The organism is Niastella soli, from assembly GCF_017742245.1.
Classification (GTDB): domain Bacteria; phylum Bacteroidota; class Bacteroidia; order Chitinophagales; family Chitinophagaceae; genus Niastella; species Niastella soli.
Genome location: NZ_JAGHKO010000010.1, coordinates 1 through 23,492, shown reverse-complemented (window position 1 = coordinate 23,492; position 23,492 = coordinate 1). Strand labels below are relative to the sequence as shown.

The following is a 23,492-nucleotide window of genomic DNA, read 5'->3' as shown; positions in this document are numbered from 1 at the left end:
CAGTAGTAGGGGCCTTCTTACTTCCTACTTCTTACCTCATACTTCTGACTTCATCTTCTTCCAGGTATTGATCAATCCATTGGTAGAGGAGTCGTGTTTGCTTACAGGTTTGTCGTCCTGCAATTCGGGCAGGATATTATTGGCGAGTTGTTTCCCCAATTCTACGCCCCATTGATCAAAACTGAAGATATTCCAGATAACACCCTGTACAAATATTTTGTGTTCATACAAGGCAATCAGCTGGCCAAGGGTATACGGCGTGATCTTTTTAATGAGAAAAGAGTTGGTAGGCCGGTTGCCGGTAAATACTTTAAACGGTACCAGGGCTTTTATTTCCTCAGCCGATCTTCCTGCTTTTATCAATTCGGCTTCTGCTTCTATTTCTGTTTTTCCGTTCATTAATGCTTCTGTTTGCGCAAAGAAGTTGGATAACAGTTTTTGATGATGGTCGCCAATTGGGTTATGGCTGATGGCCGGCGCAATAAAGTCGCAGGGTATCAATAGGGTTCCCTGGTGTATCAATTGATAAAAGGCATGCTGGCCATTGGTGCCTGGTTCGCCCCAGATAACCGGTCCGGTTTCGTAGCGCACCGGTTTACCTTTGCGATCTACGCTTTTTCCATTGCTTTCCATATTGCCTTGTTGAAAATAAGCGGCAAAACGGTGCATGTACTGGTCGTATGGTAAAATAGCTTCCGTTTGGCTATCGAAAAAGTTGGTATACCAGAGGCCTACAAGCCCCATGATAACCGGAATGTTATTTTCGAAAGGAGTAGATCGGAAATGTTTGTCGGTTGAATTAGCGCCTTTTAACAACGATTCAAAATGCTCGTAACCGATGGTCAGCGCAATGGATAAACCAATAGCGCTCCATAATGAATAGCGGCCGCCTACCCAGTCCCAGAATTCGAACATATTGGCTTTATCAATACCAAACTTCACTACTTCCTTTTCATTGGTACTAAGCGCCACAAAATGTTTGGCAACATAGCTTTCATCATCGGCCGCTTCCAGAAACCACTGCCTGGCTGTGTGGGCATTGGTCATGGTCTCCTGCGTGGTAAATGTTTTGGAGGCGATGAGGAAAAGCGTTTCCTGTGGGGTTACTTTTCGTAATGTTTCCACTATATGGGTAGCGTCAACATTGGAAACATAGAAAACCTGGATGTCTTTTTTCCAGTATGGTTTTAGCGCCTCTGTTACCATATAAGGACCCAGGTCGCTGCCGCCAATACCAATGTTAACGATGTATTTGATCTTGTTACCGGTGTAGCCCGTCCATTCGCCAGTATGAATTCGCTCACAGAACTGTTTCATTTGTTGTAATACCTGGTGCACTTGTGGCATTACATTTTTACCCTCTGAATACACCGGTTCGTTGCTCATATTGCGCAGGGCAGTATGCAATACCGATCTGCCTTCAGTCTCGTTTATTACATCACCGGTGAACATGGCTTCTATAGCGTCGGACAGTTTGCATTCCTCGGCCAGATCGAGCAGCAACGAAATGGTTTTTGCATTGATGCGGTTCTTGGAGTAATCGAACAAAATATCTTCAAACGAAATGGAAAAGTTATTGAACCTATCCGGGTCATCGGCAAACAGTTCGCGCAAATGCGTTTCGGAGATCTTTTTGTAATGGCGTTCCAGTTTGTCCCATGCTTCGGTCTGGTGCGGCTTGATCTTTGGTAACATACTTGGTTGTATTAGCTTCAAAGTTAATGATTCTTGGTTCTTGATTTTTACTTCCCTGTTTTAACTGTATGTTACAGGTTTCACGGTCCAGGTAAAACTTATAATAAGAAAATGATGACAGGTAACGCGCCCTGTAATTCCGCATAGAGCGGGATAGGTGCTGAAACTTGAAACCATAATCTTTACCTGATCAGCTGGTTCAAGCTGATCATAAATTTAAACTGAGTATTGTGTCTATTACATATTGGACCATGGCAGGCGTTATTCCCAAATGCAGTACCATCCTGATGTGTGTGGGGGAGATGGGGATCGCCAGAATATTTTTTTCCTTTAACGCTGCTGCTATCTGTGCCGCCTGAAAAGGTGGTTGTATTTCAAAAATGATGATGTTGGTCTCTACAGGTAATAACCCTGCAGTAAAGGTTGTTTTAATAAGATTCGATGCAATTTCTTTGGCATTATCATGGTCCTGCTGTAAGCGGATGATGTTGTTTTTAAGCGCGTACACGCCACAGGCTGCCATATAACCGGCCTGGCGCATGCCACCCCCAAATACTTTACGCACCCGGCGCGCCTTTTTAATAAAGGCCTGGCTGCCGATAAGGATACTTCCTATAGGGCATCCCAACCCTTTATTTAAACATACTGAAATGCTATGGAACAATTCACCATATTGTTTGGGCGATTCGTTGCGGGCTACAATGGCATTGAACAACCGGGCGCCATCGAGGTGCAGGGACAGGTTGTTGTTATCGCAGACCGTTCGGATCTGTTGTATATCGCTCAGGTCATAACAACTGCCACCACCGCGGTTAGAGGTATTTTCCAGGCAAACCAATGAGGTGTGGGCTTTATGTACATCGTCGGGGTTGATGGCTGCAGCAACCTGGTCGGCGGTGATGCGTCCCCGGTTGCCGGGTATCAACCTCGATTGTACGCCGGAATTGAATGCCATACCGCCCCCTTCGTACTGATACACATGCGCAGTTTGATCGCAGATCACTTCATCGCCTGGTTGTGTATGCACTTTAATAGCGATCTGATTGCTCATGGTACCGGTAGGGCAATAGAGAGCGGCTTCCATGCCAAACAGTTCGGCCGCCATGGTCTCCAGCAAATTTACGGTAGCATCTTCACCAAAAACATCATCGCCTACATGCGCTCTTAACATCGCGTCCAACATTTCCGAGGTAGGTTGGGTCACTGTATCCGATCTTAAATCAACTATCATAGATTAATCTTGAATATTAAATCCCGACGAAACTTCGATTGTCGGTTCTGACGCCTTTGACAGTTTCAGACTCCGTCAGAAATACCGACCGAAGCTTCGGGATTATAAATGTAGAATGTTGAGGCGGAAATTCAATGGAGAATCTGTAAATCCGGTAAATGTAAGTGGACAGTTGTAACCCCCGCTATTGCGGGGCAAGCTTTGCTCTTGCTACCTGTCGCACGATAGTTTTTTTTAACATGATATTAAACCTAGGCTATCAGTTGCCTTCAAAAAGCTCACTTTACCACTACAATTTTTACACTTTAAAAGAATACACATGAAATGTAGAATTTCAGCAGCTATTGCTATGCTCTTACTGATGGCTTTATCGATTGGTTCCTGTAAAAAAGATGATACTTCTCAAACACCTGTAAGCGATACGGAGGCGCAAACAATTAGTCAGGAAGATGCCGCCGCCGAGGGAGAATATGATGACGTCACTGAAATGGGACTCGCAGCAGGTGCCGATCTGCAAAGCGGCGCTGTTGATAACGGTCGTATAGCTACCGATGGTAACACCGCACGTATTCGCATTGATCTGTTTGTAAACCTGGCACTGAAATTAGGCCCTTGTGTTACTATTACTGCTGAACCTAATGACACCACTTTCCCTAAAACTGTTACGGTAAATTATGGCGATGGCTGTGTTTGCCGCGATGGTAAACTAAGAAAAGGTAAAGTGGTCCTGAATTTTTCTGCACCCGTTCACAAATCAGGTGCTGTTCTCACCATTACCCTACAGGATTACTATGTTAACCGCGCGCATATCGAAGGCGTAAAAACCGTTACCAACCTCAGTGCAAATGGCGCAGTAAAGTATTCGGTTAAAATTGCCGGCGGAAAAGTCGCCTGGCCAAACGGTAGAGGGTTTACTTATGAAGGCACAAAAACTGTTACTCAGATTGAAGGCGCCGCCACTGCCAGCTGCGCAGATGATGTGTATTCCACTGAAGTTAGCACCACCATCAAATATGCCAATGGCGTTACGGTAACAAAGAATACCGAATCACCGCTGATAAAACCCGTTGCCTGTCATTGGATAGCAAAAGGGAAATTGAAACTGACTATCAATAACCGCGTTTTGTATGTCGATTTTGGGACTACCGGCGATTGTGATGACAGCGCATTACTGATCTGGGCTAACGGACAGGTAGAAATTAAGTTGTAGCATGAACGCTCAATAATATAAGGCCTATATACAAAAAAGCCTCCCCTACAGTACCGTTGGGGAGGCTTTTTTGTAAAACGAATAATTTATTTGTTATGCAGGTTGAGGTGCATCAAAATCAAAATCTGGTTGTTGAGCAGCGGCAAAAGCAGCTGCATCGCCATAAGGGCCAACATATTTGGCATCACCGAATCCCAGAATAGGGAGGAACACTACGCCTAAGAAAATAATGCCAATAGTGAAACCTTCATCCTTACCAAAGCTCTTAGACAACATATTGTATGTCCAGATAATGAAAACATAGTTTACAACGGGAATAAAGAACAGGAGGACCCACCAGGTAGGTTTTCCCACGATCTTTAAAAGAACAATAAAATTGTAAATAGGGATAATACATGCCCAGCCTGGTTGGCCGGCTTTTTCAAATACTTTCCACATGCTGGCAATGAGGAAAATTGCAAGGCCAAAAATAAGGAGGAACAGAATTGCCATAGTTTAGTTGGTTTTATTAAGGAATATGAACATTAAAAGTGTAAATAATTTTTAGTATTTGCAAGCTTTACGAGTAATTGATCGCAAAAACAGCGGCCGTAAAATGTGCGTAGGATAGCCCCTGATCAATACATAACCCTATGGTTTTTACTATTGTACATTTCCCGGTGTAGGTATGAATTGTCAATTTGACCTTATGCTAAACTAGTTATCCGGGTGATTAGCAAATTCTTGTATATAACGTTAATATGTAATAATCACGATGCTTTTGTGGGATCTCTGGTTGCAGGCGGTATTATTAAAGCAGGGGTACCTGGTTGTTTATACAGGCGTATTACTTTATTGTCAATTTCAAAAATTACCCAAATACATGGTAAAAGGTGCTCTAACTACAGCCAAACAAAAAGGCCCCCGATGCATCGGGGGCCTTTTTAATAAAGTTATAGCTTGACTTAGATGGCATCAAATACCACCAACAGAGCAAAGATTACACCTGGGATCCAGAAGAGCAAAGTAAGGATGATGCTGATCCAGAACTTTGAATTAACTTCTCCTTCTTTCAGGTAAACAGCCAGTGGGGGTAACAGGATAGCCAGAATAGCCAATAATACTTGATCGGTTTCTTCAGCACGACCAGCCCGTTTGTCTGCCTTGTACTCTTTCATTAATTTCTTAGCCTCTTTAATACGTGATTTGCGCTCATTCCTTGACAGGCTCTTGAATTCATCAACGGCAGATGTTACTGACGCCGGAGCTGGTTCGGTTTTCGCAGTGTTTTCAGCAGAAGGCATAGAAGCAGCCAGTACAGGAGACGTGCAAACAGATACCATTACCAATAAGGTCAGAATTCGGGTAGTGATCTTTTTCATATTATCTATTTTGGTAAGACAAATATAGTGATGAATTTTTCAGAATTGAAACTCACATGCAATTAAAAGACCAGATTGTAAGACCCCCTGGCTGTCCAAAAAGGCTCAACTGGCAAAAAGCCTTAATATGCCCCGTACGCATACATTTGTTTTAAGAAATAAAAGCACCTACCATTGCATTGGGAAAGGGCCGGGTGATAGCGATCACAGGTTGTATATGACAGTTAGGATAAAACTGCATACACCGTCAGAAATGATTATTATTGTAAATACAATTGTGTAGAAAATATTTACCATGGCTGGCTTAAGCAAATATTACAGAAAGGAAGGGGAGGTGCAACAGGCAATAGCGGCGTTCTGGCAATGGTTCATTAATAATGAGCACCGTTTTAGAGGGCTTGAAAAGAATGATTCTGATCAGGCTCTGTCGTTTTTGGAGGAGCTTATTCATCAAATGCAGCCGTATGATCCTTATCTTAAAGCCCTGGCCGGTCCCGATAGTAATGGCAATTTTGAGCTCATTATCACTTCCGACGGCGATATAGCTTTGTTTTGTAAAGTAGAAGAACTGGTAAAAGCAGCACCACCCGTCCCTAACTGGATATTTACAGCGCATAAACCCGCCCTCGGTTTTGAAGGCATAAGCATCGACCTGTATGGCCTTCAGTTCACCACTGCCAACACCAGCTTTTATCCTATTGTACAGGATAATTATCCCGATGAAGTTAGTATAGTAATTACTCATACTGAGTATACCAGTGAAATGGATGATCAGTTTCAGGCGGGCGGCATGATCTATCTTGAAAATGGATTGGGGGAGGTGAATACGGCCACCAAGATCGATCATTATGAGACCGGCCCGCTGCCCAGACCCGACCAGGAGATCGAAGTGATACCTGTTTCAAAACTGAATGAATATTTAAATTGGCGCGAGAAGGAATTTGTGGAGAAATATGAATCGGTACCGGCCGAACGGCCCGATACGTTTCATTTACTGGAGGCGGAAGACAGGGATGGCAGAAAGATGTTATTGACCGTTAACATGGAATGCAGGTATTGGGATAAAAAGCCGGCTTATTCCTGGTTATTACAGATCAATATGAACTTTACCGGTGATGAAGGTGGTTTCCCGTTTGAAGAACAATTAATAGCACTGCAAACCCTGGAAGAGGAGATCTTCACCCTGCTGCCCGGTGATAAAGCCATTTTGGCCGGAAATAAAACCTACGACAATTGCAAGAATATTTACTTTTATGTGAGCGAATATAAAACCCCGGCGGTTTTGTTGAATCAGTACATTGATAGTAAGGAAACTCCCTATGAGATCGTGTTCTTTATAAGAAGAGACAAGTACTGGCGAACCATGGAACAGTATTTCAACCTGCCTATTGAAGATTAATGCTAATATTTCAGATTGTGTAATAAAAACGGTTTGGGTTGTGTAAACAACTATATTTGAGCCGCATACTACGATTGAATAGGGGTATATGCATTGTTTTTGTTATAAGTAGGGCTGCAATGAGGTACAGGTTAAACAAGCATTTAGCATAGTTACTGTATTGAGGGTTAGAATAAAATAGTGTGCTTTGCGTTTTCAATAGTATTCAATTTCCTTAGAAACAACATGTTAATAGCATTATGCACGCCTTACGCCCGGATTTAATGCGTTATTGGTTAATCATAAAATCCATTGGGGTAACCCCCGATATGGAGGAGTATGAAAAAAGGAAAATGAGCATTTTTAACCAGCTTAATTTCCTGGGGATCATTACAGGCATCATTGTACCGCTTATTGGCATTCTCTTCAACGACCACCTGCCCCCACTTGCCTGGTTTATTGCCGCCTCTCCGCTGGCCATCAGTGTTATTGTACTTTGGTTGAATTATGAACAGTATTACGAGCATGCACGGCTTGTATACTTCAGTTTATATCCTATAGCTACCTGTTTGGTTTACCTGGGAAAAGTAGATGTAGGAGTAGAACTGTTCTTCGTATTATATGGCGTGTTATCAGTTTTCTTTTTACAACAGGTAATTCATATCCTCTTTGCATTCTCTTTAGCGGTAGCCTGTTACTTTATTGCCTGCATAGCACCGCATGATTATTATTTCAGACTGGAGAAGTCCAATTATTATTTCTACGTATTCAATCATATTACTGCCATTTCCTTTATTTTTTACGCCATTTATTTTATAAAGCAGGAGAATAACGGCTATCATTATAGTTTGCTTACCAAGTCGAAAGAAAGCGAATTACAGAAGCGCGAAATTGCGCAAAAGGCCAGTTTGCTGGAAGAACAAACCGCCAAGCTAACGGAGCTGAATCAGCTAAAGAATAAGCTGTTCTCGGTTATTGCACATGATCTGAAAACGCCTATGTATGCGTTGCGGAACCTGTTCAATAATATGCACATCAATGAAATGCCGGTGAAGGAAATGAAGGCGCTGCTGCCTGGTATAGTAAGTGAAATGAACTATACCACCAACCTTATGGAAAACCTGTTGCAATGGGCCAAGTCGCAAATGGAAAACTCCTCCTTGCAACCTGAGGTGTTGGATATAGAGAACATGATCAGCCGGGTATTACAATTATTGCACTGGCAGGCCAGCAACAAACGCATATTCCTGGAATCGCAGGTAGAAGAACCCTTGTTTTGTTATGCTGATAAGGAAATGGTAAACCTGGTATTGCGCAACCTGCTGTCAAATGCCATCAAGTTTACCCCTGAAAACGGACACATAAGGGTAGGGGCCAAGGAGCAGGCTTCCTGCGTTGAAATATATGTACAGGACGATGGCGTTGGCATCAGCGCCGAACGTCAGCTGCAATTGTTTGGTGAAATGTTTTACACCACCAAAGGCACTAATTCCGAAACTGGTACCGGATTAGGGCTTAAACTCTGTAAAGACTTTCTGGAAAAGAATGGCGGCCGTATTGCAGTGCAAAGCCAGATAGGCAAGGGCAGCACTTTTACTGTTATACTACCACGCTTTGGTGGTGAAATAGGACCGCGGGCCTCAATAAGACAATAGAAAGTAGTAGCAATCACGAATAAAATTCTTACAAATAAAAAAGGTGAGCCTTTCAATGAGCGGCTCACCTTTTTGTATTGTAGGCAGGTTATTTAAAGATAGTGTCAAAGAACGTCTTCATATCATTCCAGGAGGCGGTGTCAGCTGCACCATTATACGCAATAGGCAGGTTCCATTTCTTTCCAAGCTCAGTTGCCTGAGGGTTGGTGAATGCATGCAGGGCATTGGGATATGATTTGAAAGTATAGTCGGCTTTTATAGAATCCATTTGTTTTTTAAACTGTGCCACTTCCTCTGGCTTTACAAAAGGATCAGCTTCTCCATGACATACCAGCACCTTTGCTTTCAGCAGGTCTTTGTTGGCAGGCACGCCTGCCAGGTTACCATGAAAGCTTACCACGCCCTTGAAGGGCTCGCCCAGCTTTGCAGCATTCAATACCATGGCGCCGCCAAAGCAATAACCTATGGCAGCCAGTTTACCGGTATCTGTTTCCGTAAAGCTTTTTAATGCTACCATGGCCGCCTCGATGCGTGCTTTAGCACTTAAAGGTTTGGTGTAAAATTGCCCGGCCAGTTTACCTGCCACAGCTGGTGAATCGGTAGTAACGCCATTGCCGTACATATCCATGGCCATGGCTATATAACCCAGTTTTGCCAATTCACGGGCCCGCATTTTGGTATAATCATTCAAACCCCACCATTCCGGAATGATCAGGATGGCCGGGCGTTTGGTATCGAGGCTGGTATCGTATGCCACATAGCCTTTCATGGTGGTGTTATCACCTGCATAACTAACGTCCAGCGTTTTTACCCCTGGTTGTTTGGTTTCGGTTGGTTGTTGTTCAGTAGCTGGTTTTGATGACTGATCATTACAGGAAACAATAGCTGCAATGATCAAAGAAAGAAAAGCAAAACCCAATTTTTGTTTCATGATAGTATGGTTTGTTTATTAGTTAAGTTGCCTTTTCATAAATGCCGCTTTCCAGAACGACTCTTTTTTCTATCAGGTTGCTGCGCAGGTTATTTAATTTTTCCAGCGCCGTATCTCCCATCAGTAGATGCAATCCTGATGCCGGCAATCCCTTTTGGGCAATCCGGTTGAGAAGGGCATTCAAAGAGCGGATCCCATTCTCCGTTTCATTGGTTACCTGTATCTGGATGAAACCTGTGGCTGACAACAATGCCTGCAGTTGTCGGGAAGTAATTAAAAAGCTCAATGAAGCATCAAAAGCCCAGGGTACGGGATAATACACCGGCTGGTCATTGCCCAGCACATCATAGTAAACAAATCTACCGCCTTTTGTTAGTACCTGGTTGATTGCAGTATAAAATGCTTTTTTATCGGCTATATTCATTTGTACGTGTTGTGACCACACGGCATCAAAGCTGCCATCAGCAAAAGGAAGGGCCAGTACACTGCCCTGTACAAACCTTGTATGTTGTTGCAAACCGGTTAATGCAGAGAGTTTCTCTGCTGTTCGTATATAGTCGCTGGTAATATCAATACCGGTAACCTGGCAACCATATTCAGCTGCCAGCATCCGACAGGCGCCGCCCAAACCGCAGCCTGCGTCCAGGATACGTATGCCTGGTTGCAGGGCTGCTGCAGTAGCCAGTTCCCGGGATACATCCTGCCCGCGTACATGAAACTCATCAACAGGGGCCAGGTCGTTCCTGGTTATCTGGGATGGCTCTTTACCAATAGCGTGTAGAATGGTTTCGAGGAGACTGTTATGAGAATAATGGGCTTCTATTTGCGATTCGTTCGTCATTGGTACCGCAAAGTTAACGGTTGAGCGGTTAATCAGTTAGCCAGTTAACCAGTTGACCGATTAACCAATAAACGAGGTGGCTATTTGTCGGCATGCTAAAAAACAAGGTTAACCTTATCAAGTCATCAACTTGTCAACTTTTCAACTGTTTTCATCTATCTTTGAATCTATGACACAAGAAAAAATAAACGATATGAGGTCCCGCCTTGGTGGACTGAGGAGGTTTCTTTGACGTCGATAACCGTCAGTACAAAGTAAACGAAGAAAAAACGCTTTCCCTTTCACCCGGTTTTTGGGATGATAACAAACGGGCCACTGAAATTCTCAAAAGCATTAAGCAAAACGAATTCTGGATCAAACTATACGACCTGTCAAAAGCGTCGGTAGAGGATTTTGTTGTGCTGTTCGATTTCTGGAAAGCTGGCGAAGCCAGTGAGGAGGAAACCAAACAGGCTTATGAAAAAGCATTACAACAATTAGATGAAGCCGAATTCAAAAGCACCCTTAACCAGCCGGAAGATGAATTACCGGGCGTATTGCAGATAAACAGCGGCGCCGGTGGTACTGAAAGCCAGGACTGGGCAGAAATGCTGGCGCGGATGTACCGCATGTATGGAGAAAAACAGGGCTGGCAGGTTACCGAGCTCGACTGGCAGGAAGGAGATGGCGCTGGTATTAAAAGCGCTACCCTGCAATTCGACGGACCGTTTTCCTATGGCTTTTTAAAGGCCGAGAGCGGCGTTCATCGCCTGGTGCGTATTTCGCCCTTTGACAGCAATGCCCGCCGTCACACGTCTTTTGCATCGATATTTGTGTATCCGTTGGTGGATGACAGTATTGAAGTAGATGTAAACCCCGCCGACCTGGAATGGGAATTCTACCGAAGCGGTGGTAAGGGTGGACAGAACGTTAACAAGGTGGAAACGGCTGTGCGTTTAAAGCACCATCCCAGCGGTATTGTGGTGGAATGTCAAAAAGCCCGTACACAAGGGGAAAACCGCGAAATGGCGCTCCAGATGCTTAAGAGCCGCCTTTATGAAGAAGAGTTACGCCGTAGGGAAGCATTAAAGAATGCCACCAATGCCTCCAAAAAGAAGATAGAGTGGGGCAGCCAGATCCGCAGCTATGTGTTCCATCCCTATAAAATGATCAAGGACCACAGAACCGATTATGAAGTAGGGAACGTACAACCGGTGATGGATGGCGAGCTGGATGGGTTTATAAAAGCTTATCTGATGAAGGAAGCGGAGGGTAGTTAGTTTGTGGTTTGTTGTTTGGAGTTTGTGGTTGCTACCGCGCTTTGAAATTTCCGATGGTATTCATCAGCTTTAATGCCGTACAAATAAATAAAAAAGGGTGAACTTGAGATAATCCGAGTTCACCCTTTTTTTTATTTATCAGACTATTGAAATTAATCAGTCATTTCGAAATTCGGGAACAATCACAAACAACAAACCTCGAAGCATATACAAAATAAAAACGCCACACTGTTAAGCGTGGCGTTTTTACATGAGTGTATCTCAGCGAACTGAGAACCCAGAAACTCTTTCACTGAGAACTCAGAACAAGAATTTTGCCTGCAGTTTCATAGAACTGTCTATGGCTGCAGGCAAAATATGAATACACCAATTAATATTTGCCAGAGTAATTGTAACCAATCCGGGGCATTACTCGTGTATTTATACTTCTTTGAACAATTACCTCATTGCAGTTTCGTTGCTGAGGCCTTGTGCATATAAAGAACCGGGTAATACGTTCCAAATTAAGGACACCATACGGCGACGTTTGTCATCAGCCTTATAGTCTTTCACTCTGTCAGGGTAAGGTAACTCTTCCCCTTTACCCATCCACTTGATGTCGTAGTTGATGAGCTTTGGATTGGGGATCAGAGCTTCATTTATTTTGATAAGGTCAACCAGAAGGTTGGCAATAGATTTTGCTCTAAGTTCAGATAATTTAACGTTCAACTCCTGACGGGTAGGGTTGTTCGTTTTCATCTTGGCGAGCAGCGGCGAATACAAAGGAGATTCCTTCGCGATCGGCGTTTCGTCAGAGAAACCATAACAAACAATTACCGCAACGAACCTTTGCCTTGGGTGATCACCAAAGAACTTGATGATACGCTGTACAATTGGCTCGATTGACTTTTTGGCCTCATCCTGTTTTTCAGGAGGAATACCATAGCCACCTGCGGGGAAGAACGTTGCTGTTTCAAATGAAGAGAAAGTTGAAATGTCATAAAGGTCGTTCAACGATTTCAGATCGGTCAACGCACTTTGGATGATCACGTTTGTGCGTTCTGCGAACTGAAGGATCTCTTCTTTGGTACCATGCTCAGCCAGTTGTTGTGCAACTGCAAGCTGGGTGTCGATCTTTCTTTCAGCCTCTTTGAGGTTCTTGATGATCTCCTTACCAATGTCAGGATCCACTTCATAATTTTTCACTTTTTCTACGGTCAGGGCGATGGCGCGCTGAGCTTCTTTCTTGACTAACTCAAGAGTTTCTTGTGTGGTTTTCGTCAGGTTTTGGACTTGTTGACTGGGTTTGCATGATACCGCCATGCCCAGCGCCAGTCCTGTTACAACCATGATTAATAGGCTACGAAGCATAAGAGTAAAGGTTTTTTAATAAGCAGGACCAAAAGTGACCTGCTCCTTTGGTTTACTAATTGGCTTTTTCGGATTGGTTCTTAAATGGATACTTGAAGTATCTATCTGACTTTTAACGGCAGATGTGCGAATATATTCTCTTTCTTTAACATTTTTTTCCTTTTTTATTACCTCTGCCGGCTCAGAATAAGCGTAAGAACTGTACGAATTGTAAGATTTACTATTTTCTTTTTTTGGCGCTGCTTCGGGAGCGTTTTCAATAACCGTTGGAGTTTCAGTTGGTTGTATTTGTGTGTTTGTTCTGTTCTTGGCGGCCTTCGTAATTTCCGGGTCCGACTCGGTCACCGGCGTCCATGAAACAGACGTAATATTCGCAGATGAAGGTAATTTTACCTTTAGTAGTTTTTCTATCGACTCATTTATCTCATTAATGTTGTCGTCTTTGATGAATGCGTACGACTTTATACCCATCTCATTAAACCATTTGCTCCAGATCGTAGTGAGTAAATTGTACTCACCCGTCCAGTCATCCTTTGGGTTTAATTCCAGCACAATAACTTTTAAGTTGGGAAAACGTTTATTGACCGGAAGCAAACCATAGTCGCCTTCTTTAAAGCGGCTGTTCCAATCAGGTGCTTTTTTCAGGTTGTTGATAATTTGTACGCAGGACGTATACCGATTGTTGCGGGAAGTGCGGCCTTGCAGGCTTTCAAAATCCATATAACCATCGGTGATGATGAAAAGTGTATTTTGTGCATCTTTTTCCAGATCATCCTGCAGGTCTTCATTGAAGTACTTCCAGATGTCGGCGCCGGCATAGGAAGTGCTGTTATTGCTGATCACTGCCTTTTTATACATCTGTGGCAACAGCGTATTGAAATTCTTTTCTGTTTCTTCCAGCATCTTGGCTTTTTGTTCGGGTTGCGCAGATGCCAGCGTAAGACGCAGGTTACCGGCGAGGTCATATACTTCATTTGAAGTGGTCCGCTGGGGAGCAACCATCAATTTCAGTTTATCATTCACGGTAAAATACAACCTGGTGGGATCTTTTGCATTCAGTTTTGACTTGAAAGCGGCGTAGATGGATTGGATGACCTGTATGTCCTTTGGGACCTGTTGCTGGTTGTTATACAGTATCCGGTCGCTTAGATCAAGCAAAACCATATAATTGTCTTTGGGCGGTGCGGATCCGTCTTTTTTAGCATCCTTCACAGCCTCTTCGATTTCGTTGCAGCCTGCCATAGCCCAGGCGCACACGATGGTCATGATAATGGTGAGGTAACGTGCCATAACTCAAGGATAAAAGAACCTGTTTATTTGAAATAAGATTCCTGAAACTCTTTAAGTTCTTTTATATAGGCGTCAGTTCTTTCGTTGATGAGCTTTATCTGCTCTTCTCCTTTTTCACGCCCATATAATGTTGCGAGGTAACCGTTCCAGCCGTCTCTGAAGTAATTGATGTTTTTTTCAATTGCATCAACGGGCAGAACAAGTCTGTCTTTTTCCTTGCTCAGGTCCTCCGCTCTTTGGGTTATTTGTTGTAACTCAGTCTCATATAACATCCGTTTTTCTTCCAGCAGTAAGATCTCATCCTGTAAACGGTTAATACGTTTGTACCGAAGTTTCAACTGGTTCCGTTTGCCCCATTCCATCTGCATTAAATAATATACAGAGCTCCAGATGGCAAACACGCCAAAACCCAAAAAAAGTACCAGGTAAAATCGCGAATCCGCGAATACCGGTACAATCAACGATTTAAATTCATCCCGATTCAACTTGATCAAAATCTCGTTCACGGCGGTATGAACCTGAAGCGCAAGTAAAATGTCGCCGATAAAAACCAGGCTTAGCAATCCCCAAACAACTTTCTTGTATTTCATGCCTCTTTCCGAGAACAGATGAATGGATGTTCCCAGGGCAAAGAAAATAGTGGGGAATACGATCAGGGGGGGGTAATTAATGATAAGAAAGACCAGTCTTCGAAGGCTGGGTAACAATTGTATGTTTAGCCTTCCTTCCTGAAAAAGGGTCATTGGATCTACACCGTTCAACGCAAAATCCGCTACACTCATGTAAAAATATAACAAGTAAAACGAAAGTGCAACTAAAAGAAACAATAAAAATAAAAAAGTGCCCCAGCTAAAACTGTAGTATTGCGCCTGTTGGCGGGGCGAATGCGGCAGATTTATCTCATCTAATTGATTCTTAAGTAGATTTATTTCACTCTGCTTACTGGGCACCAACCCTTTGGTAATATCGCGGCTATTATGAATTTCATCCACCTTGCCCTTGGTCTCGTAGAACTTTTCCAGTAGCCCATCAATTTGCTTCTGGATGCGGTTACGCATCTCCTCTGTTTTGGGTAATAACCGTAGGGAGTCCTGCTCAGAAAGAATGGAACCGCTGCGTACCTTGTTTAACAGGCCTTTATATGCTTCAATGCCGCCCTTGTAGGTGCCAGCCTGCTCTACGCCGTACTCGCGCATGTCTTTAACTACGATGTTGGACAGATCAGGCATATGGTACCTGTTGCTATCGTTTCTTGATTTGCCAGAAATGATCACTGATTAATGGGGTTGTTTTGAGGGTTAGGTTATAGCTTCCAAATTTAATTTATTGTGCTAATCAAAAATTAGTATGTGCACACCCTGTGGATAAAAGCAAGGGTGTATAACACCTTATTTTATAATATTTTGTTTGTCAGTGTTTTGACCCCACGCTACCTTTTTGTTAATTAAAAACCAGCTAAGTAACTTCGCAGCCTCAAAAAACACATGACTATGGAATTCGGCTATTTTCATTACCCCCTGCCGGCAAACGAACCTGTTTTATCGTATGCCCCCGGGTCGCCCGAAAAAAAACGGCTCAAGGAAGTGCTTGCTCTTTTGAAACAGGAACAGGTTGATGTGCCTATGTACATTGGCGGACTGGAAGTGCGCACTAATAAGAAAGAAACCATGAATCCCCCGCATGAAATAAAACATGTACTGGGGCATTATCATATTGGTGAAGAAAAACATGTAAAGCAGGCTATAGAAGCAGCCCTCGCCGCCCGTGAAAGCTGGGCCGCCATGAGCTGGGAAAGCCGTGCGCATATTTTTCTGAAAGCCGCCGACCTTATTGCTACCAAGTACCGCGCCTATATGAACGGTACTACCATGCTGGGACAAAGCAAGAATGCGTACCAGGCGGAGATCGACAGCGCCTGCGAACTCATCGACTTCTTACGTTTCAATGTACATTTTCTGAGTGAAATTTACCGTCAGCAACCTATAAGCGCTGCCGGCATACATAACCGGATGGAGTACCGCCCGTTGGAAGGATTTGTACTGGCCGTTACCCCATTCAACTTTACCGCTATCGGCGGAAACCTGCCTACTTCAGCAGCTATGTGTGGTAACGTTGTGGTATGGAAACCTGCCCACACCCAGGTTTACTCGGCACAGATGTTCATGCGTATTCTCAAAGAAGCAGGATTGCCTGATGGGGTTATCAATCTTATTTACGTTGACGGACCTACGTTAGGTAAAGTTTGTTTTACCCATCCTGATTTTGCCGGCGTGCATTTTACCGGTTCAACAGGTGTATTCAACAATATGTGGGAAACCATTGGTAAAAACATGGCTTCGTACAAATCATACCCCCGCATTGTTGGCGAAACCGGTGGAAAGGATTTTGTACTGGCTCACAAAAGCGCGGATGTTGATCTACTGGTTACCGCTTTATTGCGCGGCGCTTTTGAATACCAGGGACAGAAATGTTCTGCAGCTTCTCGTGCCTACATCCCCAGCAACCTGGCGGAAGATGTTAAAAAGAAACTGGTAGCCGGTATCGAAAGCTTTAAAATGGGTACCGTAGAGAACTTCAGCAATTTTATCAATGCCGTGATCGATGAAAAAAGCTTTAATAAAATTGAAGCTTATATCGAAAACGCCAAGAACGATCCCAAAGCAGTGATCTGGGCTGGTGGCAAATGCGATAAATCACAAGGCTATTTTGTTCAGCCTACTGTGATAGAAGCAAAAGACCCCTTGTATGTTACCATGTGCGAAGAGATCTTCGGGCCGGTATTAACCCTATATGTATATAATGCCGATAAGTTTGAAGATACCCTGGAGCTGGTCAATAAAACTTCGCCTTATGCGTTAACCGGTTCTGTTATAGCACAGGACAGGGCAGCGGTTGAACAGGCAACTGTAAAACTGCGCCATGCAGCTGGTAACTTCTACATCAATGATAAACCAACCGGCGCCGTTGTAGGACAGCAACCATTCGGCGGAGCCCGCGCCAGTGGTACCAATGACAAAGCTGGTTCTATTTTGAACCTGTATCGTTGGCTCAGTGCAAGGACCATTAAGGAAACATTCAACGCTCCTGTTGATTATCGTTATCCTTTTATGGCGGAAGAATAGTTTTTTAGTTCATTAGTTATGGTGTTGTTGAACTCGCGTCTATTTTTGAACTTACACACATACGAACTCAATAACTAAATAACTTACAAACTTGGTACTTATAAATAAAAAGGCTGCTTTTTAGAAAGCAGCCTTTTTATTTGAGCAAAGGAACTTTATTATTTCTTCGTCATACCACCCAGGTGGATCTGGAAGCCTACGCTTAGACCGAAGTTGTTATATCTGTCGCCAGCAGTATTTTCATATGCATCACCGCCGTATGACTTGTAATACAAGGCAAATTCAAGAGCTGTGTTGGGTGTAAGGAAAACTGCAGGACCCGCTTTGATCTGATAATAATTACCACTTATTGATTCTTCACCTTTTTCTTTTGAGCTGCCAAAGCCATAACTAGCATCAGCAAAAATATTCAACATTTTTCCTGAAGGCATGAAATAATAGCGAACAAAGGGAGCTAAAGAAAAGCTGGTAGTTGATCCGGTGTTTGTACTGGTACCCGATTTTGTTTTTGTTTTTGTATATCCAAATTCAGGACGCAAACCAGCAGCAAACTGATCAATAAAGAAATAGCCCGCATCTGGAGCAATGGTGATATCGGTTTGTTTATCATCACCTCGTTTGCCAGCATTGAAAGCTGCACTACCGCCAGCCAACCATTGGCCTTTGTTAACCTGAGCGAAAATAGCGTTTGAACTTACTAGTAAGAAAGCAGCAAGAAATACTTTTTTCATTGTGTTAGTTTTACCCGGTATTATTAGTGATTTTTAACATGCCAAATTTAATCGCTTAATAACTAAAACATAGGGAATAGTGATTATTTTCATTATATATAGAGCTTTATTGATTAAAAACAATAACTGCGTATAGTAAACTGGTTTATTTGTGTTGTTGTAACATTACTTGTAGTTAACAGTTATACCTAATATTATACAGAGGAAGCCGGTCCTTAAATAAAAACAACTAATGTATCGGGTACGCAACATGGCATTAGGTTATCATAAGTCTTTTGCTGTTTACACCTTAGTATATCAATTCATCACTTCATACAGCCAGATCATCGTTTCATTCCTGTTGTAATTATTCCCATGATCGCTACCGTTAATTTTGATCTATAGTTATTACTGCATAACAACTATGCACCCATTTTCTTTAACCAAACACCCCTTTTTTACATGAAAAAAGTAGTTCTTGTTATGTCCCTGGCTGTCGGTTTTTGTATTGCTAAAGCACAGGATGGTGGATCAAATGCCATTAAGATCAACCCCCTGTCTTTGTTTCTTGCTACCGGTAATGTTTCTTTTGAAAGAGCGATCACAGAAAACCAGACTTTTCAGTTAGGTATGTTTTATTCAGGTGTAAAAATTTCAGATCTTAAATATTCAGGATTTGGTATTACCCCGGAATATCGTTTTTATGTTGCCGGTCATCGTGAAGCTATGAATGGCGTTTATGTAGCTCCTTTCCTGCGTTATCAGAATTTTAAGGTAAAAGACACCGACACAAAGGATAAAGTTACCTTCAGCTCATTTGGTGGTGGCGGTTTGGTGGGTTGGGAAAAAAGCTGGGACAGCGGTTTTTTGCTGGACCTTTTCATAGGACCCTCTTATAACTCCGGGAAAGTGAAAGAAGAAGGCGGCGCCAATGAAGATAATTTCAAGATCTCAGGCGGTATCGATGGATTTACCCTTCGTACCGGTCTTACTTTAGGTTTCCGGTTCTAAGCTTTTGACATAATGTTTAGGTGGTCAGTGCTCCCCACTCAACCTTTCTGCCAGTTGGCGGAGGAGGCGAGGAGGGGGGCATTTTTTTTTACCCCTTTAGCTTAATTTTCTAATTTGCCGGTTTGCGTTTATTTTTATCAAAATATTTTCCTTGAAGACGATTTTAAATGAACAGCAACTGGCTATAATTATCCGGAGGCTTAGTCACCAGGTATTGGAGAATAATATCGATCTCGATAATACGGTTTTTATTGGAATTCAGCCAAGGGGCATTTTTGTGAGCGATCAAATGATCCAGGTGATCAGACAGCTGGTTTCCCCCGAAAAAGTGCAGTATGGGAAGCTGGATATTACTTTTTACCGCGATGATGTCCGCAACCAGATCCATGTACCCAATCAAACCGATATACCATTTAGTATAGAAAATAAGAATGTGGTGCTGATCGATGACGTATTATATACTGGTCGCACCATCAGGGCTGCAATGGATGCGTTGTTGGATTTTGGCCGTCCGGCCAAAGTGGAACTGTGCGTGCTGATCGACCGTCGTTTTAGCCGGCAGTTACCCATTCAACCCGATTATACCGGTCGTTCCATAGATTCCATCGTATCACAGAAGGTAAAAGTTTTCTGGAAAGAACGGGATGGAAAGGAGGAAGTAGTGCTTTTATAAAGGACTGATTTTGACGCGTAAACCATAAACAAGCAACTAATTCATTTTTCCCTTAATTTCGCAGCTTGAAATGCAACTTTCAGTAAAACATCTGCTCGGTATACGGGATCTCTCCCGTCAAGACATTCAGATTATTTTAGATACTGCCACTCAATTCAAGGAAGTTTTACAACGGCCTATCAAGAAAGTTCCTTCTTTGCGGGATGTGACCATCGTAAACCTGTTTTTCGAGAATTCAACCCGAACCAGGATCTCTTTTGAATTGGCTGAAAAACGCCTGAGTGCTGACTCCATTAACTTTACGGCCAGCGCTTCTTCCGTTTCAAAAGGGGAGACCCTGCTCGATACCGTGAATAATATTTTGTCAATGAAGGTAGACATGGTGGTAATGCGGCATAGTGCCAGCGGAGCCCCTCACTTTCTGGCGAAACATATTCCGGCCGCTATTGTCAACGCAGGTGATGGCATCAACGAACATCCCACACAGGGATTGCTTGATGCATTTTCCATGCGGGAAAAACTGGGTCGCCTCGAAGGGTTGAAAGTGGCCATCATTGGTGATATCATGCACTCGCGGGTAGCCATGAGTAATATTTACCTGCTGAAGAAAATGGGTGCTGAGGTGATGGTGGCTGGTCCGCCAACCCTTATTCCCAAATACATACAGGAGGCATTTGACATTCGGGTTGAATACAATCTGAAAAAAGCACTCCAGTGGTGCGATGTGGCGAATGTATTACGTATTCAATTGGAACGCCAGAACCAGGTACTGTTCTCTTCACTGCGTGAATACAGTTTGGCCTATGGTATAAACAAACAGATCCTCGACAGTCTGGATAAAAAGATCGTGATCATGCACCCCGGGCCCATCAACAGGGGCGTTGAGTTGGATAGTGATGCTGCCGATAGCGCTCAAAGTATCATTTTAAACCAGGTTGAAAATGGGGTAGCGGTACGGATGGCCGTTTTGTACCTGTTATCCGGCGGCCGGGAAATGACAAACTAAAGGCCAGGGGCAAGTCCTGAATTTTAGGGATCCTGATAAATTTCAGGGATCTTAAATTTAAAAACTTGTGCCTTGTTTCTTGTACCTTGAGGTCTTATTCTGGTACCTTAATATATAATTATGCAACGCATAGCCCTGTTTCCTGGAACCTTTGATCCTATTACTATAGGTCATTTGGATATTATTCATCGTGCACTTCCCCTGTTCGATAAACTGGTGATAGGTATTGGCCGGAATGCCAATAAATTGGCCATGTTCTCTGAAGAACAACGGATGAAGTGGATCAAGGAGATATTCAGGGATAATCCGAAGGTTTCAGTGGCGGTATATGAAGGACTAACAGTAGAATGTTGCCGGAAAGTAGGCGCTAATTTTATAGTGCGCGGTATCCGGTACGTGAATGATTTTGAGTACGAAAAGGCTATTGCCGACATGAACCGAAGCCTGGATAAGGATATTGAAACGGTATTCTTAACCTGTTTGCCCCAATACACTTCGGTTGCTTCTACTCTGGTACGGGATGTGATCCGCAATGGTGGCGACGCCCGGCAATTCTTACCCCAGGCAGTTGCTAAGGATATATAACCCCACCCCGCGATATGATTTGGTTCAAAAAAGATCTCCAACTGCACGAATTCATTCACCTTGGAAATAATACCATGGGTGAACACATCGGCATTGAATTTACCGAACTCGGAACTGATTTTATAAAGGCGAGTATGCCGGTTGATGCCCGCACCAAACAACCGTATGGGTTGTTGCACGGCGGCGCTTCTTGTGTACTGGCCGAAACCCTGGGTAGTGTTGCTTCTGCAATGGTCATTGATCCCGAAAAATTTATCTGCGTTGGTCTCGAGATCAATGCCAATCATATTCGTGGAGTACGCGAAGGCCGGGTAACCGGAACGGCCACCCCTTTACATATTGGCGCCACCACCCATGTTTGGGATATAAAAATTTACGACGAAAGGGAAAAATTGGTTTGTGTAAGCAGACTTACCGTTGCAATACTCAAAAAGCAATAGGCAATAGCAACCACAAACTACAAACTAATATCCCGCCGCTTTCATCACATCATGAATAGCTCCAAATGTGTTGGACATATATTTTCCAAAATCGGCTGGTTTTGCCCATTCTATTTTTGTGATCTGCTCAACAGTTTGTGGAATTAAGGACTGACCATCGGGGGCAGATAATAAATACCACCAGGTTTCCTTTAAAATATGGTGTCCGCTTTCATCGTAGGTATGCCAGGTGGTGACCAGGTGTTTTTTCAATTCCACTTCCTGCAAACCGGTTTCTTCCTGAATTTCCCGAACGGCACACCCTTCCAAGGTTTCTCCATCATCCAACTTTCCTTTTGGCAGGTCCCATTTTCCCCGGCGGAAGATGAACAAGCCTTCACCCCCCTCGTTTAATACCAGACCACCGGCCGCTTTTACCAAAATGAATTTTTTCCAGAAGGCCTTTTTCAGCTCTTCTATATTATTATGTAGGTAAATTCCGGCATGCACTTTTTCCAAACGCATTTCGTGGATCATGGAATTAATACCGCCATGTGAAAATTCATCAATTAGTACCGCATCATCATGATGGGCGTAAGGCTCAATTTCTGGAGAAATGGAATCTGTAAGAAACAGGGGTTTGTCGTTAAAGTATATCTTTATGTGCATAACTAATTTTCAGTTTTCAGGTAGCAAAGACCAATTTCGCCGCAAATAACTTATAATATATGTCTTCGAACGAAAAGGCTGTCGCCGAAAAGTTATTACAAAGTAATGCTATAAAATTAAATCCCACACAACCCTTTACCTGGGCATCGGGATGGAAGAGTCCTATTTATTGTGACAACCGCCGGGTTTTGTCGTTTCCTTTTATTCGCGACTTTGTAAAATCTGAAATGTGCAATGTGATATTTCAGCAATTCCCCGATGCCGATTTGCTGGCTGGGGTAGCAACCGCCGGAATTCCCTGGGGAGCTATGGCGGCAGATCAGTTGAAGTTACCATATATATATGTACGTCCGAAACCAAAAGAACATGGCTTGGGCAACCAGATCGAAGGATATTTTGAGGCCGGACAAAAAGTGGTGGTAATTGAAGATCTGATCTCAACCGGAAAAAGCAGTTTGCAGGTGGTGGATGTAATAAAAGCCGCCGGCATGGAAGTGATGGGAATGGTGTCGATCTTTACTTACGGATTTTCGGTGGCCACCCAGAATTTTGAAAAGGCCGGAGTTCCTTATGTGTCGCTGACCAATTATGGCGCCCTCATTGAGCTGGCAGTTGAAAAAGGAATTGTGTCGCCAGACCAGCAGGAAATTTTAATGGAATGGAGAAAAGAGCCGTCTACCTGGACAGGGATGAAAAGTTAAAAAGTTGATCAGTTGATCTGTCTCCCCATATTTTAAAAAAGTCCCGACGACTACCGTCGGGACTTTTTTATATAGTTTTCGCAAAATAATTTTCTCGCCAACTTGCCAACCAGTCGACTCGCCGATTGCAAACTCGTCTCACCGACTCACCGACTCGCCAACTTGTCGACTCGAACATTCCGACTCCCCAACTTTCCGACTCGCAACTCGCGAATTCGTCGACTCGCGAACTCGTCGACTCGAACATTCCGACTCCCCAACTTTCCGAATCGCCGACTCGCTAACTTGCCAACTCGTCGACTCGCCGATTTGCAAACTCGTCTCACCGACTCGCCGACTCGCGAACTCGTCGACTCGCGAACTCGTCGACTCGCGAACTCGTCGACTCGCGAACT

At 43.5% G+C, this 23,492-nt stretch carries 22 protein-coding genes; 11 read left to right on the top strand and 11 right to left on the bottom strand.

Going from position 1 to position 23,492, the window contains the following annotated elements; genetic code table 11:
* Nucleotides 1-36: 36 nt before the first annotated feature.
* A complete protein-coding gene (gene pgi, locus J7I42_RS24375; protein ID WP_209141494.1) occupies nucleotides 37-1,695 on the bottom strand; it encodes a glucose-6-phosphate isomerase in 1,659 nt (552 codons plus the stop codon).
* Between the two features lie 208 nt (nucleotides 1,696-1,903).
* Entirely contained in the window at nucleotides 1,904-2,926 is a 1,023-nt protein-coding gene (gene ltaE, locus J7I42_RS24370; protein ID WP_209141493.1) for a low-specificity L-threonine aldolase, read from the bottom strand.
* Nucleotides 2,927-3,245: 319 nt separating this feature from the next.
* Here ltaE and J7I42_RS24365 point away from each other — a divergent pair, with 319 nt between their 5' ends.
* Nucleotides 3,246-4,136: a hypothetical protein gene (locus tag J7I42_RS24365; RefSeq protein WP_209141492.1), complete on the top strand. Its 891-nt coding sequence runs from the start codon at nucleotides 3,246-3,248 to the stop codon at nucleotides 4,134-4,136.
* A gap of 93 nt (nucleotides 4,137-4,229) precedes the next feature.
* On the opposite strand, the gene J7I42_RS24360 is transcribed toward J7I42_RS24365, so the two are convergent.
* Together J7I42_RS24360 and J7I42_RS24355 are read right to left on the bottom strand one after the other, a co-directional pair.
* A complete protein-coding gene (locus J7I42_RS24360; protein ID WP_209141491.1) occupies nucleotides 4,230-4,628 on the bottom strand; it encodes a DUF5684 domain-containing protein in 399 nt (132 codons plus the stop codon).
* Between the two features lie 452 nt (nucleotides 4,629-5,080).
* Nucleotides 5,081-5,497 (bottom strand): YqaE/Pmp3 family membrane protein, encoded by a 417-nt coding sequence (locus J7I42_RS24355; protein ID WP_209141490.1) that lies wholly within the window; start codon nucleotides 5,495-5,497, stop codon nucleotides 5,081-5,083.
* A 295-nt stretch (nucleotides 5,498-5,792) separates the two neighbouring features.
* Between J7I42_RS24355 and J7I42_RS24350 the strand changes: the two genes are divergently transcribed.
* Nucleotides 5,793-6,896 carry a DUF695 domain-containing protein gene (locus J7I42_RS24350; protein WP_209141489.1) on the top strand — a complete coding sequence of 368 codons (1,104 nt, stop codon included), beginning with the start codon at nucleotides 5,793-5,795 and terminating at the stop codon, nucleotides 6,894-6,896.
* A 263-nt stretch (nucleotides 6,897-7,159) separates the two neighbouring features.
* Nucleotides 7,160-8,530 carry an ATP-binding protein gene (locus tag J7I42_RS24345; RefSeq protein ID WP_209141488.1) on the top strand — a complete coding sequence of 457 codons (1,371 nt, stop codon included), beginning with the start codon at nucleotides 7,160-7,162 and terminating at the stop codon, nucleotides 8,528-8,530.
* An 88-nt stretch (nucleotides 8,531-8,618) separates the two neighbouring features.
* Here the strand turns inward: J7I42_RS24345 and J7I42_RS24340 are convergent, their stop codons facing one another.
* Nucleotides 8,619-9,461, bottom strand: coding sequence for a dienelactone hydrolase family protein (locus tag J7I42_RS24340; RefSeq protein ID WP_209141487.1), 843 nt, complete (start codon nucleotides 9,459-9,461; stop codon nucleotides 8,619-8,621).
* A 22-nt stretch (nucleotides 9,462-9,483) separates the two neighbouring features.
* Nucleotides 9,484-10,302: a class I SAM-dependent methyltransferase gene (locus J7I42_RS24335; RefSeq protein ID WP_209141486.1), complete on the bottom strand. Its 819-nt coding sequence runs from the start codon at nucleotides 10,300-10,302 to the stop codon at nucleotides 9,484-9,486.
* 169 nt (nucleotides 10,303-10,471) lie between these two features.
* Between J7I42_RS24335 and prfB the strand changes: the two genes are divergently transcribed.
* A protein-coding gene (prfB, locus tag J7I42_RS24330; protein WP_236065578.1) for a peptide chain release factor 2 occupies nucleotides 10,472-11,561 on the top strand; the annotation gives its coding sequence in 2 pieces (ribosomal slippage) (nucleotides 10,472-10,531 and nucleotides 10,533-11,561; 1,089 coding nt in all).
* Between the two features lie 438 nt (nucleotides 11,562-11,999).
* On the opposite strand, the gene J7I42_RS24325 is transcribed toward prfB, so the two are convergent.
* From J7I42_RS24325 to J7I42_RS24315, 3 genes are read right to left on the bottom strand one after another with little or no spacing between them, the layout of a single operon-like run.
* Nucleotides 12,000-12,911: an OmpA family protein gene (locus tag J7I42_RS24325; protein ID WP_209141485.1), complete on the bottom strand. Its 912-nt coding sequence runs from the start codon at nucleotides 12,909-12,911 to the stop codon at nucleotides 12,000-12,002.
* 15 nt (nucleotides 12,912-12,926) lie between these two features.
* Nucleotides 12,927-14,201: a hypothetical protein gene (locus tag J7I42_RS24320; protein ID WP_209141484.1), complete on the bottom strand. Its 1,275-nt coding sequence runs from the start codon at nucleotides 14,199-14,201 to the stop codon at nucleotides 12,927-12,929.
* Between the two features lie 23 nt (nucleotides 14,202-14,224).
* On the bottom strand, nucleotides 14,225-15,430 hold the full coding sequence (locus J7I42_RS24315; RefSeq protein ID WP_209141483.1) for a hypothetical protein: 1,206 nt from the start codon (nucleotides 15,428-15,430) through the stop codon (nucleotides 14,225-14,227).
* A gap of 261 nt (nucleotides 15,431-15,691) precedes the next feature.
* On the opposite strand from J7I42_RS24315, the gene pruA reads away from it, so the two are divergent.
* A complete protein-coding gene (gene pruA / locus J7I42_RS24310; protein ID WP_209141482.1) occupies nucleotides 15,692-17,323 on the top strand; it encodes an L-glutamate gamma-semialdehyde dehydrogenase in 1,632 nt (543 codons plus the stop codon).
* Nucleotides 17,324-17,481: 158 nt separating this feature from the next.
* Here the strand turns inward: pruA and J7I42_RS24305 are convergent, their stop codons facing one another.
* A complete protein-coding gene (locus J7I42_RS24305; RefSeq protein WP_209141481.1) occupies nucleotides 17,482-18,054 on the bottom strand; it encodes an outer membrane beta-barrel protein in 573 nt (190 codons plus the stop codon).
* Between the two features lie 441 nt (nucleotides 18,055-18,495).
* On the opposite strand from J7I42_RS24305, the gene J7I42_RS24300 reads away from it, so the two are divergent.
* The 5 genes from J7I42_RS24300 to J7I42_RS24280 all read left to right on the top strand — a co-directional run bounded on the left by J7I42_RS24300 (nucleotide 18,496) and on the right by J7I42_RS24280 (nucleotide 21,748).
* On the top strand, nucleotides 18,496-19,044 hold the full coding sequence (locus J7I42_RS24300) for a DUF3575 domain-containing protein (RefSeq protein ID WP_209141480.1): 549 nt from the start codon (nucleotides 18,496-18,498) through the stop codon (nucleotides 19,042-19,044).
* A 151-nt stretch (nucleotides 19,045-19,195) separates the two neighbouring features.
* Complete coding sequence (gene pyrR / locus J7I42_RS24295) at nucleotides 19,196-19,717, top strand: bifunctional pyr operon transcriptional regulator/uracil phosphoribosyltransferase PyrR (protein ID WP_209141479.1); 522 nt, start codon at nucleotides 19,196-19,198, stop codon at nucleotides 19,715-19,717.
* Between the two features lie 70 nt (nucleotides 19,718-19,787).
* On the top strand, nucleotides 19,788-20,723 hold the full coding sequence (locus tag J7I42_RS24290; protein ID WP_209141478.1) for an aspartate carbamoyltransferase catalytic subunit: 936 nt from the start codon (nucleotides 19,788-19,790) through the stop codon (nucleotides 20,721-20,723).
* Nucleotides 20,724-20,843: 120 nt separating this feature from the next.
* Nucleotides 20,844-21,308, top strand: coding sequence for a pantetheine-phosphate adenylyltransferase (gene coaD / locus J7I42_RS24285; protein ID WP_209141477.1), 465 nt, complete (start codon nucleotides 20,844-20,846; stop codon nucleotides 21,306-21,308).
* Between the two features lie 14 nt (nucleotides 21,309-21,322).
* Nucleotides 21,323-21,748: a hotdog fold thioesterase gene (locus J7I42_RS24280; RefSeq protein ID WP_209141476.1), complete on the top strand. Its 426-nt coding sequence runs from the start codon at nucleotides 21,323-21,325 to the stop codon at nucleotides 21,746-21,748.
* Nucleotides 21,749-21,772: 24 nt separating this feature from the next.
* Here the strand turns inward: J7I42_RS24280 and J7I42_RS24275 are convergent, their stop codons facing one another.
* Nucleotides 21,773-22,396, bottom strand: a complete 624-nt coding sequence (locus J7I42_RS24275) for an NUDIX hydrolase (RefSeq protein ID WP_209141475.1) — start codon at nucleotides 22,394-22,396, stop codon at nucleotides 21,773-21,775.
* Nucleotides 22,397-22,455: 59 nt separating this feature from the next.
* Between J7I42_RS24275 and pyrE the strand changes: the two genes are divergently transcribed.
* A complete protein-coding gene (gene pyrE, locus J7I42_RS24270; protein WP_209141474.1) occupies nucleotides 22,456-23,097 on the top strand; it encodes an orotate phosphoribosyltransferase in 642 nt (213 codons plus the stop codon).
* The last annotated feature ends 395 nt before the right edge of the window (nucleotides 23,098-23,492 follow it).